Annotated in this window: 18 protein-coding genes; 4 read left to right on the forward strand and 14 right to left on the reverse strand. The window is 42.5% G+C overall.

The window, feature by feature from the left end:
* Nucleotides 1-42: 42 nt before the first annotated feature.
* Nucleotides 43-435, reverse strand: coding sequence for an HYC_CC_PP family protein (locus tag AC1MCB_RS08960; RefSeq protein ID WP_479968407.1), 393 nt, complete (start codon nucleotides 433-435; stop codon nucleotides 43-45).
* A 431-nt stretch (nucleotides 436-866) separates the two neighbouring features.
* Between AC1MCB_RS08960 and ygiD the strand changes: the two genes are divergently transcribed.
* The 3 genes from ygiD to AC1MCB_RS08975 are packed head-to-tail and all read left to right on the forward strand — an operon-like array spanning nucleotide 867 to nucleotide 2445.
* Nucleotides 867-1748, forward strand: a complete 882-nt coding sequence (gene ygiD / locus AC1MCB_RS08965; RefSeq protein WP_479968408.1) for a 4,5-DOPA-extradiol-dioxygenase — start codon at nucleotides 867-869, stop codon at nucleotides 1746-1748.
* 30 nt (nucleotides 1749-1778) lie between these two features.
* On the forward strand, nucleotides 1779-1997 hold the full coding sequence (locus AC1MCB_RS08970) for a hypothetical protein (protein WP_479968409.1): 219 nt from the start codon (nucleotides 1779-1781) through the stop codon (nucleotides 1995-1997).
* A gap of 40 nt (nucleotides 1998-2037) precedes the next feature.
* Complete coding sequence (locus AC1MCB_RS08975; protein WP_479968726.1) at nucleotides 2038-2445, forward strand: alpha/beta hydrolase; 408 nt, start codon at nucleotides 2038-2040, stop codon at nucleotides 2443-2445.
* A 173-nt stretch (nucleotides 2446-2618) separates the two neighbouring features.
* Here the strand turns inward: AC1MCB_RS08975 and AC1MCB_RS08980 are convergent, their stop codons facing one another.
* Nucleotides 2619-3410 (reverse strand): alpha/beta hydrolase, encoded by a 792-nt coding sequence (locus tag AC1MCB_RS08980; protein ID WP_479968410.1) that lies wholly within the window; start codon nucleotides 3408-3410, stop codon nucleotides 2619-2621.
* Nucleotides 3411-3580: 170 nt separating this feature from the next.
* Here AC1MCB_RS08980 and AC1MCB_RS08985 point away from each other — a divergent pair, with 170 nt between their 5' ends.
* Nucleotides 3581-4588, forward strand: a complete 1008-nt coding sequence (locus AC1MCB_RS08985; RefSeq protein WP_479968411.1) for a chemotaxis protein CheB — start codon at nucleotides 3581-3583, stop codon at nucleotides 4586-4588.
* Nucleotides 4589-4670: 82 nt separating this feature from the next.
* On the opposite strand, the gene AC1MCB_RS08990 is transcribed toward AC1MCB_RS08985, so the two are convergent.
* The 12 genes from AC1MCB_RS08990 to AC1MCB_RS09045 all read right to left on the reverse strand — a co-directional run bounded on the left by AC1MCB_RS08990 (nucleotide 4671) and on the right by AC1MCB_RS09045 (nucleotide 17723).
* Nucleotides 4671-4862 carry a cold-shock protein gene (locus AC1MCB_RS08990; RefSeq protein ID WP_479968727.1) on the reverse strand — a complete coding sequence of 64 codons (192 nt, stop codon included), beginning with the start codon at nucleotides 4860-4862 and terminating at the stop codon, nucleotides 4671-4673.
* A gap of 147 nt (nucleotides 4863-5009) precedes the next feature.
* Nucleotides 5010-5603, reverse strand: a complete 594-nt coding sequence (locus AC1MCB_RS08995; RefSeq protein ID WP_479968412.1) for a GNAT family N-acetyltransferase — start codon at nucleotides 5601-5603, stop codon at nucleotides 5010-5012.
* A 370-nt stretch (nucleotides 5604-5973) separates the two neighbouring features.
* Nucleotides 5974-8637: a DUF5916 domain-containing protein gene (locus AC1MCB_RS09000; protein WP_479968413.1), complete on the reverse strand. Its 2664-nt coding sequence runs from the start codon at nucleotides 8635-8637 to the stop codon at nucleotides 5974-5976.
* Nucleotides 8638-8879: 242 nt separating this feature from the next.
* A complete protein-coding gene (locus AC1MCB_RS09005; protein ID WP_479968414.1) occupies nucleotides 8880-9515 on the reverse strand; it encodes a carbonic anhydrase in 636 nt (211 codons plus the stop codon).
* A 121-nt stretch (nucleotides 9516-9636) separates the two neighbouring features.
* The gene (locus tag AC1MCB_RS09010; protein ID WP_479968415.1) at nucleotides 9637-10719 is read right to left on the reverse strand and encodes a PAS domain-containing sensor histidine kinase; all 1083 of its coding nucleotides are present in this window, start codon (nucleotides 10717-10719) and stop codon (nucleotides 9637-9639) included.
* A 119-nt stretch (nucleotides 10720-10838) separates the two neighbouring features.
* Nucleotides 10839-12107, reverse strand: coding sequence for an adenosylmethionine--8-amino-7-oxononanoate transaminase (bioA, locus tag AC1MCB_RS09015; protein ID WP_479968416.1), 1269 nt, complete (start codon nucleotides 12105-12107; stop codon nucleotides 10839-10841).
* Complete coding sequence (gene bioD, locus AC1MCB_RS09020; protein WP_479968417.1) at nucleotides 12104-12733, reverse strand: dethiobiotin synthase; 630 nt, start codon at nucleotides 12731-12733, stop codon at nucleotides 12104-12106. Before bioD ends, bioA begins: the two co-directional genes overlap by 4 nt.
* Nucleotides 12730-13887: an aminotransferase class I/II-fold pyridoxal phosphate-dependent enzyme gene (locus tag AC1MCB_RS09025; protein ID WP_479968418.1), complete on the reverse strand. Its 1158-nt coding sequence runs from the start codon at nucleotides 13885-13887 to the stop codon at nucleotides 12730-12732. Before AC1MCB_RS09025 ends, bioD begins: the two co-directional genes overlap by 4 nt.
* Nucleotides 13871-14824, reverse strand: a complete 954-nt coding sequence (gene bioB / locus AC1MCB_RS09030; RefSeq protein ID WP_479968419.1) for a biotin synthase BioB — start codon at nucleotides 14822-14824, stop codon at nucleotides 13871-13873. The genes AC1MCB_RS09025 and bioB overlap by 17 nt, the downstream gene beginning before the upstream one ends.
* A 273-nt stretch (nucleotides 14825-15097) precedes the next feature.
* Nucleotides 15098-15547, reverse strand: coding sequence for a DUF983 domain-containing protein (locus AC1MCB_RS09035; protein ID WP_479968420.1), 450 nt, complete (start codon nucleotides 15545-15547; stop codon nucleotides 15098-15100).
* Nucleotides 15534-16427 carry an AraC family transcriptional regulator gene (locus AC1MCB_RS09040; protein ID WP_479968421.1) on the reverse strand — a complete coding sequence of 298 codons (894 nt, stop codon included), beginning with the start codon at nucleotides 16425-16427 and terminating at the stop codon, nucleotides 15534-15536. The genes AC1MCB_RS09035 and AC1MCB_RS09040 overlap by 14 nt, the downstream gene beginning before the upstream one ends.
* Nucleotides 16428-16997: 570 nt before the next feature.
* On the reverse strand, nucleotides 16998-17723 hold the full coding sequence (locus tag AC1MCB_RS09045; protein WP_479968422.1) for an exodeoxyribonuclease III: 726 nt from the start codon (nucleotides 17721-17723) through the stop codon (nucleotides 16998-17000).
* Nucleotides 17724-17895: the final 172 nt, after the last annotated feature.

Raw genomic sequence — 17895 nt, forward strand, 5'->3', positions numbered from 1 at the left:
TAAGCCTGGCTTAAAGCCTGGCCAAAATAGAGAGGAAGATTATCAGATACGGAAAGTGCGAAGCATAAGAAAGACTGGTGTCTTTTCTGTTCGCGGAGGCGCATGATTATAGTTCGCACCGGTATTTATTTGTTGTACAGATAGCAGCGATGTTTCAACATCGTAAGGAAGAGCGATAACTGTAGGGAAAGATTTGAATTGAAAACTAAATTCAGCCTTTTGGGCTTTCTCTATTTTAACTTCTTGCTGATCTTTTTTGCAGCAATGTCTAGAATCCTCTGCATTCATCTTGCAATTGCTGCAAGCTTTAGATTCTGAAGGCTTAGCCATACCCCACTCTACCAGCTTACCCATACAGTAATGAAACTCTACGGTGGCGCCGCTGGCTACGCTGAAGTAAAACAGCACAAATGTTAAAATGAGGAACCTTTTCATTTGATCCGACAAATATAGAGTTTTGATTTGATAGCGGAGAATGAGGTGCAATCGAGATTTAAAATACCCTATTAAAAAACAATTTAGCTAACTACTGATGGCAGGCAAAAAGACAAAAAGAAAGGTTGACCACAGATACACAGATTAAAGAAGATGATCTAATAATGAGATCTTCAAATCAGCAAGGTAAAAGGGGTTTTCAAAAAGCCGCTTTTAAATCTAAATATACTGATCGCTGACTACTGATAGCTAATACCTGACACCTCATACCTGACACCTGATAGCTCTCTTGATCCTGATCAATGTTTTTTCTTGTTTGTAAGCAATGGAATGAAGGTTCGGCTACTGATACCTTTGTTATATGAAATAACCGGCGATTAATCGGACGGCATTATACATTTTCTGTCATCAAAGCCGGTAGATATCTAAAGATGAAAAGGGAACAATTTATTATGACAATAGCGACAGCAGCCGCAGGTTTGACAACATTAGCGGCATTCAAAAACCTAACAAGTGACTTTCCTCAACAGGATGAGGTCATGCCTGTTTTGTTTATCGGTCATGGTTCTCCCATGAACGGAATTGAAGATACTGAATTCAGTCGCAGGTGGACAAAGATGGCGAGCGAAATTCCGGTACCGAAGGCCGTTTTGGTCGTATCGGCACACTGGTTTACTAAGGGAACACGCATAACGGCAATGGATTTCCCTCAAACTATTCATGATTTTGGCGGCTTCCCCCAGGAGCTTTTTAATGTACAATATAATGTACCGGGCAATCCTGCGCTTGCAAAAGAAACCGCTGAATTATTACACTCTGCTAATGTTGAATTAGATCACGACTGGGGTCTGGATCATGGCACCTGGACGGTGATCCGCCATATGTATCCCGAAGCTCAGATTCCCGTGCTGCAGTTAAGTATCGATTATACTAAAGGTCCCCAATATCATTATGATTTATCGAAAGAACTGAGCGTCCTAAGAAAGAAAGGGGTGTTGATCATTGGCAGTGGCAATATGGTGCATAACCTCCGGATGGTTGCCTGGGACAGGCTGAATGACACAGAATATGCGTTCGACTGGGCTACCCAAATAAACAGTAAATTTAAAGACCTGATTGCTAATGGAGATCATAAACCGCTGATCAACTACAGCAGCCTGGGTAAAGAGGCCATGCTGGCAATTCCGACTCCTGAGCACTACCTGCCATTGATGTACAGTCTGGGGTTAAAAGGTAAGAAGGACGAGGTTTCATTTTTCAATGATAAGGCAGTTGGAGGCTCACTTACTATGACATCGGTGAAAATCGGGTAATTTAATAGTTCGTATAAAATCTAAAAGACAATGAATCCACAAGACACTTTATCTTCCGCTGACGGTCAATTTGCCCTGCAATTTTTGGCCAGGGAGCCGAATACAAGATCAGAAGCAAAGAAGGCAGTTATTTTACTGCACGGCGTTGGAAGCAACGAACAGGATTTGTTCAGTTTTTCAAATCAGTTCCCGGAGGATGTTCTCGTAATATCTCCAAGAGGTCCTTGTACTGTCGGCGCAGGAAAATAATGCCTGGTATGAAGTTGACTTTTCAACTGGTAAGCCAATTATCAATGCGAAACAAGAAGAAAAAAGCAGGAAAACCCTCCTGTTCTTTATAGACAGATTGAAGGAGCAGTATAATCTGGACCAGGTTTACGTTGGCGGCTTTAGCCAGGGGGCTATCATGAGTTTCACACTTGGTCTTACCCATCCGGCTGAAATTACAGGTGTAATTGCATTAAGCGGCAGGATTCTGGAAGAAGTAAGACCTCTGGTACAAAAGGATGCAGCCCTCCACAAACTGAAAGTATTTTTAGCACACGGCGTTCTTGACAATACCCTGCCTGTTGCATATGCCAGGGAAGCAAAAGAATACTTAGAAAGCTTAGAAATTCAATTAAGTTATCATGAATATCCAATTGCACATGAAATAAACAAAGAGGTGTTGGCGGATATAATTGAGTGGATCGAGTAATGGTTATGGGGGTTATAAGTTGTCCGGTGTATTGGTTTATGCGTTTATATGTTTATGACACTAAGGCCAATCGAGTTAATACTTCCAGCATTTTATTCCTACCGCCTAATACCCGGAACTAAAACCTAAAACCTAATTCCTAAACCTAACACCTAATACCTAATACCTAATACCTAACACCTAAGTACTTCCCTTATGGCCTTTATATACTCCGGATTACCTGTCATCCCATTATGTCCCTGAGGATCTAATGTAATCACTGTATCTCCAGCTTTTAGTAGTCTCTTCAGCTTCAGTGATGAATTATAATAAATGACTTCATCCTGTTTTCCGTGTATAATAACAATTGGCATCCTGCAGTCTTTAATGAATTCATTCGTTGGAAATTTATACCTTAACAGGAAAGTTGGAATAATCGGGTAGTGATACCTCATCAGGTCCGTCATATTGAAGAATGGCGCTTGCAGAATAAGTAAGCGCGGGTTGTTCGACGCGGCGAGCTTCGCCGCCAGGCCTGCTCCGACTGAGTATCCCAAAACAACGATGCGATCTTCGCCATACTCAGACTTCACTTCATCGTAGGCAGTCTGCAAATCTTCATATAGCTGACGTTCGCTGTGTACCCTCCCTTCGCTTTTTCCAAAGCCACGATAATCTATCATGAATACATCATAATTCAGACCGGTATAGGTCTTAGCTACGTCCCCCCAGGCTCTCAGGGATCCGGCATTTCCGTGAAGATAGAATATCAATCCGTTTGAACTGTTTGTCTTAAACAATAGCCCGTTGATCATTTTTTGATCCTTTGTTTTGATATTTATCTCTTCAAATATTTGATTAAACTTGAATTTGTAATTCCGGGGTAGTTTTTCGGGAAAGAAGATGAGGTATTCCTGGAAAAAGAATAAAAGCCCGCAAATTAGCAGGTAAAAGCTGCACAAAGTAATCAACAATTTCAGCCACATATTTCAGCCTATTGCAAGTTCTCAAAAGTGGCAATTGTTTTTGATGGCATCCCGTTAATCCACTTCTAATGATAAAGGAAACACAAGTAGTTTTTCAGCGTTCTTAAAGAAACTCTTTCCAGAATCCACTTTTTGCAAAGAGTTTTCTTAACTGTTTTAATTTATACAAAATGGAATCACCAAAGTTTGTAGTTGTCGTCGGAACCTCCGCCGGTGGTCTGAATGCACTCTCAGAATTTGTTGAGCAAATACCAAAAGAAATAAATGCTGCATTCTTCATAGTTATGCATCTATCCAAGACCAGCATAAGTGATTTTCTAATGCTCCGGCTGCAGCGCCTCACATCTTTAAAATGTGAAATGGCGCAAGAAGGAATGCCACTGGTGAGAGGGCGTATCTACATCGCCTCAGCGGATGTTCATCTACTTGTAAAAGAAGATCGGATTGTTTTGGGCCGTGGACCAGAAGAAAACCGTTGGAAGCCTTCAATTGATGTATTATTTCGTTCGGCAGCAGCAGCCTTCAGTACCCGGTGTATAGGAGTCATCCTGACGGGTTTGCTTGATGATGGCTCTACAGGGATGCTGGCCATTAAGAGAAGCGGGGGAATTTCTATTGTGCAGGATCCGAATGAGGCAGAATATCCGGACATGCCTCTTGCCGTATTGAACTTGATGGAAGTGGATCATTGCATTTCGCTGGCTGTTATGGGCGAAATTATCTATACGATAACTCAGACTGATCCGGTAAAAGTGCCCGCCCCTCCTGATGTGATTATCGAATCAGAAATAGCTGAGCGGGTAGTGGTGGACTATGATAACGTGAAGCAATTGGGAGAGAAAAGTATTTATGCTTGTCCGGATTGTGGCGGAGGACTATGGACGATAAACGCCGAAGGGGAAGGCAAGAACAAGCGAAACCGGTACCGTTGTCATATTGGCCACTCTTATTCCGAGGCTGACCTTGTAGTTAAACAGGAACAGGTATTTGAGTCGACCCTGTGGGTAGCCTTACGAATCATGGAAGAACGAAAAACTCTTTTACAAAAAATGGAGCGAGATAACTCTAAAAGAGGCTTTGTGTCGATGGCTAAGAGCTACAAAGAAAAAGCTGATGCCATCCAGGTGCACGTAGATAAAATGAAAGAGATTTTATTTGATTCTCAAAAGTTGGTATAGTAATGAGCGATCCATCGGATAATCACAAATAAAAAGCCTCTGCTTGTCAGCAGAGGCTTTTGACTAATAGATATAATTCTAATTAGATTACTTTTACATTCACCGCATTTTCGCCTTTACGACCTTGCTCAACTTCATATTCAACTGTATCGTTTTCACGGATAGAATCGATTAAACCTGAAGAATGAACGAAAATTTCGCTACCACCTGCACTTGGTGTAATGAATCCAAAACCTTTGGTTTCATTGAAGAATTTGACTGTACCTTGTTGCATTTTAATATTTTTAGTTTTTATTTGATCGTCCTCTACAAACATCGCTCCACAAATTTTAAATTTGACATAATGAGTGATCCGAGTCTGTGAGCGCTATTATAACCCTGGGGCTCCGTATCCACCCGGTAAACTTTACTTTTCCATTATTCAGAGATAGTAACGTACCATAGGTCTGCTTTTAGAAGTACGGTCTACTATTTGAAAACCGGCTCGTTCAAAGGATTTATATAAGCCGATCCAGGCAAATGCATCCGGCAACTTATTTTGAGTTGGAATTGTTGGATAGGCTTCGATGATTTTGATACCATTTTCTTTGGCATATTGAATAACTCCCTTTAGCAATGCTACAGACAGTCCCTGCCCCCTGAATTTTTTGTCGATAAACGTACAGGGAATAGACCAAACCGGCTTTTCGTCAATGCGTTTATGAACCCGTGATCTTTCGAGCTTCATAAAATCTTCCCGGGGTGCGAATGCGCACCAGGCGACAGGCTGGTCTTTGTAAAATGCAAGGATTCCCGCTGGCTTTCCCGCCAGAACAACCTCATGCATTGCATTTCTATTACCGTCATCTAATTTCCCCATATTAAAATCATTCGTGGGAAGCCGCGGATACATGCACCAACAATTGCCGCAAGCGCCTTTAACCCCGAATAATTGGGTGAATTTATCCCAATTGGCTTTGGATAGAGGCTCGAAGGAGAGGGAGGTTAAGTCTGACGAAGGGTGGTCTGTGTTCATTGTTTTAGTTTTCGCTTCCGGATCGCCTATCCTTAGGTTTAGATGGAGGTATTGAATGTTTCGCACGGTGGCTTTGGCAAACTTTGGTTGGGCTAAAGCCCTGGCTTGGTTTCACTTTTCCCGATCCACGGGCTAAAGCCCATGGCAATTGACTGGCAATTAACTTAGCAGCTCACCAGGGTTTCTGTTTCTTAGTCAATTGCCTCCAGCTTTAGCTGGAGATCATTAATGCCTTAAATCGGGGGCTTTAGCCAAACATTGGTTAGGCTAAAGCCCTTGATCGCTTCACTGTCCTAACCCAAGGAATAAAGCCCGTCGTAATTTACACTGGCAATTAACTTGAAAACTCACCAGCGTTTCTGTCTCTTAATCAATTTAAAAACCTGTAAGTTAACTTTACTAAAATGGAGTTTCTGGCTTGATTGGCAAAAGCATTGTTCCATAAGCTTTCCGATAAAGGTGTCGATAAGTCAGAAGCAACATCAGGGGTATTTCCCTGCGCCCAAACGAAGTATAATTCAGAACCCGCTTTATATTCCCACCGCATGATCAGGTTAGACCTGAATTGAACAAAATTAAAGTCAGGCTTATTAAAACTATAATCAGTTATCCCGTCCTCGTCTTCATCTACATTGTAAATGCCATTGCTGAAGTCTATCACACTGGACTTAAATGGACTAAACCGCCTATCATAGGATTTAGCGAAGGGGTTGGAAACAAGGGCAAAGTTATCATAGACAGGACGTGTAATAAATGGTTGTCCATAATATTGCAGGGTCAGATCCGGCGAGATGTTATAGCTTAATCTGCCGGTAAATCGCAGGGTCTTTTGATCCACCTTACCGACTATTGTTTTTTGACCGTTAGCAGTGCTTACATTACTTATAAATTGATCCTGTCTTCTCCAGTAATTAGAGTAATTTGCACTAAGGCTAACGTTGAGTGCATTTAAGGGTTGAATTGTAATACCCAGGCCGGAATCATGACCCTTAACAGTATTATCAAATCCCCAGAAGTTCTGCATATTAGCGTTCACGCTGACCTTCTTTCGGTAATCACTATTTATGTAAATATTATGGCTGATACCTGCAGGACGTCGCAGAGCTGTAGCCCCGCGGAGGGCACTGTTGGATATATCATAAGGATTCCATGTTGATCCAGTGCCGGCCTGCCAGTTGTTAGTAAAGGTTGCATGCGAATTAAAATTGAAGGCCTGGTAAATGAATTTACCGCTGTAATCCCATCTCGACCAATGGTTATAATTTAAGTTGGCGTTCCTGAATATAAAGAAGGGTGTTTGAAAGCGAAATCCGGCCCAGGTGAAATGATTGATTTCATTCGAGGTGAGCATAAAACCGATGTCATTTAATTCAAGACCTGGTGAGCGCGTAGTGATGCCAGTTTCAAATTTAAATACCTGCCCCCATTTACCTGCTTTCCCTCCAATCTTTCCAAATCTGATCGTGTTACCCGTTCCGCTTAGTGAGGTGCGGTTGCCGTCTACAGAAAACTCACTCGCTCCGGGTCGCTGGAATAGATGTTCAAAACTGGTTTGGGTCTGAAGTATCGCTTCTTTAGTTCCCTCCACACGGCTGAATACAACATTACCCCGAATATACCAGGTCCGGTTATTCCAGTAATGAAGAAAATCAAGTCCTCCGGTCCAGGCACTCCGATGCAGTATATCTTCCAGTCCGTTCTCCCGGTTTACTCCTGTGATAATACCACCTATAATGGTGTTACCCCCTTTAAAATCTTTTTGCACCCTTCCTACAAAGAAATTGCTTAGAGGCTCAACCAGCTCCTCCCTTCTTTGTCCCGCCAGGTCAATATCAGCCATTTCCCGCTGCGTAATGCTTTCCAGAATGCCGATACTCCATCCATTCCTGGTTTTCCCACTGAATTTAGCTGCACCGAGTATGGAGGTATTTTGGGGTACAGAGGCATATTCACCTCCATTTAACTGCGGATATTTATGCGGCGAACTACCGATACGACGGGCGTAAAATAAAAGATCGCTATCATAATCTCCCCCTGCCTCGGAGCCCGTCAGCTGATAGTCAAAGATATTCCTGCTCTCAATAAAGAAAGGCCGCCGTTCTTCAAAAAAGTTCTGAAAGCCATCGATTCGAACCTGCGAGGGATCAGCTTCTACCTGCCCGAAATCGGGATTAACAGTAAAGTCAAGGATCAGGTCATTCGTGACGGCGAACTTACCATCCAGGCCTCCGCTTAGCTTCAAGTCGCTGCCTGAAGCAAAAGGATTGCCCGGCTCGCTTTGATATTTATCTGCCTGCGAGGTAAGATAAGGTGCTAATTCAACCTGTCGGTGAACGGGTATGTCTTTAATGCCATGGAGTTCGCCGAAACCACTTACCCAAACTCCCGAGTTCTGAGGAATAGGCTGCCAGGTAGAACGTTCCTCCTTTCTGAAGAAACGCCTTGTAAACTGAATGCCCCATACTTTCGCTGGCTCGTTTCCATAACGCAGCTGGCTTAGAGGAATCTTCACCTCGGCCGTCCAGCCGGTATCATTGATGTGGCTTTTGGCAAACCAGATCGGGTTCCAGCTGGTATCCCAATAATTACCATTATTAGAAACCAATTCATCGCCGCGGACCCCGGAAGCTGAAATTGTAAAAGAAAATGCAGTCCTTAAATCATGATAGCTGTCAATATTCACCTCTACCCAGTCACCAGGAAACTCATCCCGACGGCCCATACGCTTGATAATGGAGTCAGGTGCACTATCATGGCAGTTGTAGGCTATATAGAGAAACTTTTCGTCGTAAATTATTTTAAAACCGGTTTCCTGTGAGGGAGCTTTTCCCTCATCTGGCTGAGATTGTATGAACCCGCTTCCCCATTCAACAGATTTCCAGGCTCCGTCATCGGGTATGCCGTCCAGAGAGATTTCCCCCTTGAACTTTGCAGTAAAGTATTTCCTTTTAACAGGCTCGGAATCGAGATTGTTACTTCTGGCTTCGATGGCCAACAAAGAAAAGATGATTAATAGGAAGAATATCTTGCCCATAAAAGTGTCGCCAAGACTTAACTATCTTAAATTTAGTAAAATCTGCCGTGTTAAGTCCTTCAGTTTTTATTGTATCAATAATGTTGTTTTTGTTCCGAACAATTAATCGTTTTCATAATCGCTCGACTTTAACAGTCACTTTTCAACAACACTGGAGTGTAATCCCGAGAAATGGCGATTCATCCGATTAAAGAACGTTTGCAGAGATAGATTGCGTCAGGCTTAGACTGTATCCTTTTGAGCTATTTAGTCAGATCGTAGATCTCGCTGATCTCTGCCAGAATTTCAACTGTGTTGATCTCCAGATCTATGATATTCCCATTATGAATGTCAAATACCCAACCATGTACCTGCGGATAGCCGTTTGATTTATAGCTTAATTGAACAGTAGCCATTTTGATAATATTAATGCATTGGTCCACTACATTTAATTCGACCAACCTGTTATAACGGCTCTGCTGATCGGTTATAGCATTCAGTTCTAACTTATGCATACGGTAAACATCCCGTACGGTACGTAACCAGGGATTTAGTATTCCCAGGTCTTTTGGTTCCATAGCCGCTTTGATACCCCCGCAGTTATAGTGTCCGCAAACGATGATGTGTTTTACCTTGAGATATTTTACAGCATACTCAATAGCTGTTATGGCACTCAGGTCGGTATGGTTGATTAGATTCGCGACGTTCCTGTGAACAAAGACATCACCCGGCCCTAAACCCATGATCTCTTCGGCGGTTACACGACTATCACTGCAGCCGATATAAAGGTATTCGGGATTTTGTTCTTTGGATAGATTTTCAAAAAACTGCGCATCTTTAGCCAGTTTTCCTTCTACCCATTTGCGGTTGTTCTGAAATAGTTGTTTGTAGGACGCCATATTAACAAATTAAGAAGATGCAAACATCACATTTTTTTTAAAGTGTTTAATCCAGGTTTTTGAGATAGTTTTAATTTGCCATGAACAATCGCACTTAATTTCGGATGCAGCTGGATTGAAACTATTTAAAAGATATTGTGAATGTGGTCCCTTCGTTCACTTTGCTGTCCGCCGAAATATGTCCGCCTAAGCCGGTAATATGATTATATACTAAATAAAGTCCGATTCCCTTACTGTCAATATGGTTATGAAACTTTTGATGAAAGCCAAAGATCTTGCCCCTCACCTTCTCCATATCAAAGCCGAGTCCATTATCAGAAATAACCAGCTGATTAATTCCATCGATCTTTTGAGAACGAATGGAAATAACCGGCGAACGATCTACTTGTGCATACTTGATCGAATTTGTGATCAGATTCAGAAATATACTCTCAAGGTATACCCGATTAAATGTAATACTCTCAATTGCTGAGAAATCGATATGAAACACAGCTTTTGAAGTAGCTATAAGCGCTTTAATCGAGGCTAATACTACGTCAAGCGTTTCATTTAAATTTACTATTTCAACTTTTTCATTTAGGCCTTCTTTCTGATTCAAGACATCTACATAGCTATCCAGGGTTTTCTTCAGGTTTTCGGCCGATGATTTGAGAATATTTATGAAAGCCAGTGTTTCGCGATGTTCAATAGTAGAGACGTCTAGCAGATTGAAAACGGAAAGCAAATTATTAACCGGAGCCCTCAGATCGTGAGAAGTAGTATAGTTTAACTGCTTGAGCGATTTATTTATTCTCGTTAAATTAGAAAGTTGCAGGTTTCGTTCTCCATCAAGTTTCTTTCTGTGGGTGATATCTTTAGCTATGGCAAAGATCAGCTGAGCACTTTCAACTGGAAGTGATGTCCAGGCCAACCAAACTATTTCACCGTCCCTGGTAACATAACGGTTTTCATAATTAAAAAGGGGTTTGTTTTTCGTCAGCTGATCGCGGACACCAGATGTAAAATGCCGGTCCTCAGGATATACGAACTGATCTATTGGCTTCGAATACAACTCTTCATTGCTATAGCCCAGCAATTTAGAAACAGCAGGATTAATTCTTTTAAAAAACCCATCGAAGCCTGCAATGCACAATAAGTCAGGCGATAATTCAAAGAAGGATTCCAATTCAACAGTAGATTTTGAACCAGACGTTACGTTGTTCATAATAAGAATTAGATATCTTTAATTTACTGCAAAACCTTAATGAAAAGACCGGAAGATTTCAGATCGCTGAATATAGCATTTAATCAAAAATAATATCATGAATATTATTAGATCTCTACTTATTCAAATGATTCGATCGCCCCGTATACCAAAGCCAGCTCATCATCATTAATACAATAAGGCGGCATCAGATACACTGTATTTCCAAGAGGACGAAGGATGATTTGCCGCTCGAGAAAAAATTGATAAAGCCGGGTGCTTAAGGAGTGAAAATACGAAGTATTCTCATTTGTTTCAATATCCATTGCGAGTATAGTACCGGTGCTGCGAAGATTCTTCAGAATCCTATGCGCTGAATTTTTCTGTCTAAAGCGGTGATGACTCGCGCTGATTCGCCTGATGTTTTCCTGGCACTCATCATTCACAAGCAGGTCAAAGCTTGCAAGAGCGGCCGCGCAGGCAACCGGGTTAGCAGTATAAGAATGGCCATGGAAAAAAGTTTTCGACCGATCATCAGATAAAAACGCTGAATAGATCTCATTGGTACAGGAAGTGGCTCCGAAAGCCATCGTACCGCCGGTGATTCCTTTTGACATACAAACAATATCCGGCTGACCGGACAAGTAGCCCGAGGCAAAGTGTTTACCCGTTCTGCCGAACCCGGTCATTACCTCATCAGCAATTGTTAAAATGGAATTATCTGAACATATTTTAATCAGCTCATCCAATACAGCTGCCTCATACATCAGCATTCCGCCAGCTCCTAATACCAGGGGCTCGAAGATAAAAGCAGCTATAGTGTCGCTGCCTTCGCTGATATGATCCCTTAGTTGACTGATTGCCAGCGCCTCTTCTCCTTTAACCGGCAGTGGAATATGGATAACATCAAAAAGCAAGTCGGAAAAGGCATTAGTGAAAGCGCTACGGGCACTCACTGACATCGCGCCAAAGGTGTCACCGTGATAAGCATGTTCAAAAGCAATGACCTTATTCTTTTTCAGACCTTTATTATTCCAGTACTGAACCGCCATCTTCACTGCCACTTCAGTTGCTGTAGAACCATTGTCGGAGTAAAATATTCTGGATTGGTTGGCGGGTAGTATGGAGAGCAGCCGTTCAGCCAGCTCAACTGCCGGCTGATGAGTAAAGCCCGCAAAGATCACATGCTCGAGGGTTTGCAATTGCTCAAACACTTTTTGGGCTATATAGGGATGACCATGACCGTGAATGTTTACCCACCAGGAAGACACTGCATCCATATATTTATGACCGGCATCATCAAAGAGATACAAGCCTTCGCCTTTAACAATAGCAATGGGTGCCTCACTTAACTGCGCCTGGGTATAGGGATGCCAGATCACCTGCTGATCTCTGGATGATAGGTTCATATAAGATATTGCGTTAAACTGTCCCGGAGTTCATCAGCTAATCGGGACACTGATTCTCTATTTACGGTCTTTTCAGGTAAAATTTTAGCCAGGCAGGGCAAACCTGTGTATTGAGTGATGAAATCTTCCGATGCCCGATTCGCCTCCCCATTGAAAATAATGCCGGTCACCTTGGCCCCCTGCTGTCTCAGCACTTCAACTGACATTAAAGTATGGTTAATGCTGCCTAAATAGTTCCGCGAAACAAGGATAACAGGAAGGCCCCACACCCGGATCAGATCGGTATTTAGTTGCTGATCATTTAAAGGCACCATAAGCCCCCCGGCCAGTTCTATGATCAGATGGTTAGTCGTTACAGGGATGGTAAGTTTGTGCAGATCTATACGGATACCCTCGGCGGCTGCTGCCGCATGCGGAGACATAGGCTCTGTGAGGCGATACCCTTCCGGATGACAAAAGGAATTTGCATCGCTGATATGCTCTCTAACAAAATCGGTGTCGGTGAAGTCGAGGTTCCCAGCCTGCACAGGTTTCCAGTAATCGGCCTTCAGGGCTTGAGTAAGAATTGCCGAGATAAAGGTCTTTCCTATTTCGGTTCCTATTCCTGCAATCACAAATTGCTTCATGTAAAAAGAATTTCGTTTAACGTATGCTTCAGCCGGTCGACGTGCTCAATGGTATTATGCATGTGCAGACTTATACGCAAACGCTCCTTACCAGGGGGAACGGAAGGACTTAGGATAGCTCTCACATCAAAGCCCGCAGACTGCAACTCAGAAGAAACTTGCATCGCACGCACATTACCTGGAATAATTACGCTTTGCACCGGACTGTCACTCTCAACCAGGTAGATGTCTTTTTTCGGCTTAAAATCTTTTTTAAAATGTCTGATCAGCTGATGCAAGTACGCATTGCTAAAAGTATCTGCCAATAAGTGGTCATAAGAACACTTTATGGCCACCAGCGAATGAGCCGGCAGCGCCGTTGTAAAAATAAAACTCCTGGCAAAATTTATCAGGTAGTTTCGCAGGACATTACTGCCAAACACTACTGCGCCATGACAACCAATGGCTTTACCAAATGTATGCACCCGCGCGAATACCTCCTGTTCAAGTCCGTAATGATTTACTAATCCCCGTCCGCGATCACCATAAACGCCTGTTGAATGAGCTTCGTCAACAATCAGGTTCGCTTTGTACTTTTTACAAAGGGCGGCGATCTGTATTAGCGGAGCTATATCACCATCCATAGAATAGACCGATTCAACAGCTACAAAGATCTGACCGTGCGTCGAAAGCAGCCTCTCGCAAGCATGCTGTAGTTTCTTTTCCAGGTCATCTGCACTATTATGCGCAAAACGCAACCTGCTGGCATAACTAAGGCGGCACCCGTCAATAATACTCGCATGGATCAGCTCATCGCAGATCAAAAAATCTTCTTTTTTTGCGATACACGAAAACAAGCCGACGTTGGCGTCGTACCCTGAATTGAAAAGCAGGCCCGCCTCTGCGTGATGAATACCAGCAAGCATTTTCTCGAGATCTTCAGCATAAGCAGTATTGCCTGAAATTGAACGCGACCCGGTTGACCCCGTCAGAAAATCTGTTCCCTCGGTAATCTTTTTTATCTGTCCCTTTATTGCGGTGGAGCGGGCAAAGCTTAAATAATCATTGGAACAGAAATCCACAAGGTTTTCATTGACCTGCAGATAGCGGTACATCGATTCTTCTTTTCGTTTATTAAGAATATCCTGTAAAGTTTGTTCAACCGATTGATTCATTCTTAAATGCTTTTCGGGGTTTTAACCCTAAAATTTCAAACATTTGCATGTCATCGTTAAAAGAAGGATTCGGCGTGGTCAGTAATTTATCACCTGCAAATATGGAATTTGCACCGGCCATAAAACATAAGGCTTGTTCGGGCACACTCATTTCCAGGCGCCCGGCGGATAAACGCACAACCGTTTTTGGCATAATTATCCGGGTAGTAGCAATCATCCGCACCATCTCCCAAACAGAAACTCTTTGCTGATCTTCAAGTGGCGTCCCTTTAACAGCTACCAAAGCATTGATAGGCACCGACTCCGGATGTTGCGGTAAATTACAAAGCGTATGCAGCATGCCTATTCGGTCCTGTTCAGTTTCTCCTAAACCAATGATCCCTCCGGAACACACTGTAAGGTTCGCCTTTCGAACATTATGGAGTGTTTGCAAACGATCATCATAAGTGCGCGTGGTTATTATGTTACTGTAGTTTTCTTCAGAGGTATCCAGGTTGTGATTATATGCATATAAGCCGGCATCTTTCAATTTGGTTGCCTGCTCAAAAGTAAGCATCCCCAGTGTGCAGCATACTTCCATATCCAATGCATTAACTGCAGACACCATCTCTATTACGCGGTCAAAGTCGCGGTTATCTCTCACCTCCCGCCACGCTGCTCCCATGCATAAACGAGATGAACCGGCCTGCTTTGCCTTTTGCGCAAGTTCAACCACCTCGCCAACCTTCATCATCGCATGCACATCCACATCCGTATGATAACGCGCCGCCTGCGGACAATAAGCACAGTCTTCTGTACAGCCACCGGTCTTGATAGACACAAGGCTGCTGATCTGCACTTCACTATAATCGTTATTGTTGCGATGGATAGTCGCCGCGTCATAGATGAGATCCAGCAAAGGGCGGTTGTAGATTTCGGAAATTTCTTGTTTAGTCATAATCGGCCGGCAAATTAATAATATAAATTTACCTAAATTGACTATCTGTCAAAGTAAACGAGCTTTTCTGAGGTTAATAGAGCCGTTTTAATTCGATCCATTGTTCGGATGAACCTTAACATAATAAACTCAATGAGCTGTTCCATTAGTACCTTTTCAGCATTATGATGAGCACGCAGCCCGTCTATGAAAACCTGATTATAGTTTACGCCCGGATGTTAATGGAAAGTCTCCCACACGGTCTGGTGTCGGATTAAATGAACCCAGACGATATTATTGCTCAGGCTTGTCTTTGCTCATTTCAGGAATAAAATTCAGTCTGGGAGTTAACCAGTATAATAAAATAACCCTGGAATACCGGTAGTTAAACGGTGAAAGTAGAAAGATACCCGCGAATAGCACTGTCATATACAAATAAGGGCTTTCCATATTATCTGAAATGAAGTAGGTAGCTACCGCCAGGGCGATCATTTCAAAAACGTTAAGCGTATAGCTTACAAACATAGCTACATACCAGTAGCCCGGCTCTTTTTCAAATTTCATTTCGCAGTGTGGGCAGCTTATGTTCATTATCTGCTGCTTTAATCCGTACATTGAAGTAGCAAACAAATCACCCCTTCTGCATCTTGGACATTTTGCACTCAATGCAGCTGAAAACACCGATGGTTCACTGCCTTCTCTCTTTGCTTTCAATGCTTGTTTATCAATCTCAAAGGTTTTCATATATGTCATTTTTTAAAGCCTTTTTCCTGAACTCTTCAGGTGTCAGGCCCTCCTGTTTTTTAAAGAATTTGGTGAAATATGAGTTATCATTAAAGTTTAGCTGATAAGAAATTTCAGTGATAGACAGCCCCATGTTAACCAGTAATCTTTTAGCTTCTAATAGAATCCGGTTCCTAATCACCTCCCCTGCTGAAACTCCTAGCAGATCCTTACACAGCGCGTTTAAATGATTGGGAGTTATATATAACAATTCCGCATATTCTCTGGGCAGCCTTAGGGAGGTGTAGTTTCTTTCAATCATCTGCTGAAAGGTTTTCAGCAATGTATGGTTATAAGAAGAAACATTACTTTCGGGCCTGTGGCTGGCAAAACGGGAAATTATTATAAACACCTCCAATAATAGCACACGCAAATAGTCCTCACTTAATTTGCTGCTGCCCGCTGACTCCTTTAAAATCTTTGCGAATAGTTCTTCCACATTGTTCCTGCTGTCTTCGGGGATATCAAGGACCGAATCAATTGCCGACCCTTGGAAGAAACTAAACTTTTCAAGATAATTGGCCAGCAATAGAAATGATTGAAAAAAGGCTGGTGAAAAGTTGACGACATAACCATCAACCGTGCCATCAAAGTCCCAGCTGTGTACCTGCCCGGGAACCATAAAGTAAACCTGATAAGTTCTTACTTCAAAGTTCCTGAAGTCGATTGTATGGCTTCCGGCACCCTCAGTAAATAAAACTATATGATAAAAGCTATGACGATGCGGATAATGCAGATGCTTGTGACTGACCGTGTAAGTTCCAAAACGGCTGATTAATAAATCTTCTTTGCTGAAAACTGAGATGTTATTAATATCATATATCGGGATATCCCTTTTCATTGGGACAAATTTAGGCAGAATACAGGTGAGTGAATGGCACTGCTTATCCTTTTAATGGTACTTTTCAGGGATTCGGAAAGGAAGGTTAGAGAGTTATAGTAGGTTTATTGGTTTAGGTGTTATAAGTTTAGGGGTTTATGGAATCCCTATCGCTATTCGTGAACTGATACCTGGTATAGGGTTATGGGGTTATAAGGTTAGAGGTTTATGAAATCCATATCGTTATTCATAGGCTGATATTCGATTGCTGAATCTGATTGCTGATACCCAATAACTCATACCTGATACTTGATACTTAGTATAGGGTTATGGGGTTATAAGGTTAGAGGTTTATGAAATCCATATCGTTATTCGTAGGCTGATATTCGATTGCTGAAATCTGATTGCTGATACCTAATACCTCATACCTGATACCTGATACCTGATACCTGGTACAGGGTTATGGGGTTATAAGGTTATAAGGTTATCACTCGGGGTACGATATTTCAATCCAACCTAAATTAAGCTGATGCCTGATTGCTAACCTGATACCTAATACCTAATACCTAACACCTAATACCTAATACCTAATCACACCTCTATTCTCAACCCTACCGGGCAATGATCGGATCCAAGGTATTCATTGCAGATCAGCGCTTCTTTAACATGACTGATCAGCGGAGTGCTTACCAGGAAATAGTCGATACGCCAGCCACGGTTGCGAGCCCTGGCGTTAAACATCTGGTTCCAGTAAGTATATTTTACTTCCTCCGGGTGAAAATGTCGGAAAGTATCGACGAATCCCGCTTGAAGCAACCGATCGAAACCATCAATCTCCCGCTGCGTGTAACCTGATGACTTGTTATAGTTCTCTTTTGCCCTGGCGATGTCAATTTCCTGATGCGCCACATTCAGGTCACCGCTTATAATAACCGGCTTCACAGCGTTGAGCCGAATGACATAATCGGTAAAGTCGGCATCCCATCTTTCGCGGTAATCGAGGCGTTTTAAACCATCTCCGGAATTCGGTGCGTAAATGGTCACCAGAAAAAACTTTTCATATTCTGCGGCTATTACACGCCCTTCCTGGTCATGTTCATCAACGTTCATATCAAAGGTCACATTGAGAGGTTTGATCTTAGTTAGTATAGCCGTCCCCGAATACCCTTTCCGGGCTTTTGATGAATTCACATAAGCTGTATAACCAGGAAAGAGTTCACACAAAGATCTTACCTCTTCGGCGCTCGCCTTTGTTTCCTGCAGACAGAGCATATCCGGGTCCATCGTTTGAACGTCTTTTATGAAATCCTTTTTCATAATGGATCTGATTCCATTTACATTCCAATTAACAAGGTGAAGGGCAGGCATAAAGAAAATATTTGCGTTGAATTTAGAGATTTTTAGTTGAAAAGTAGCTCGAGCCTTCAGGAATTAGCTCTCAGTAATCAGCCAGTCAGCTATCAGCGGTTAGCTATCAGCTGGATGCGGG

This window comes from Daejeonella sp. AP26, from assembly GCF_056680515.1.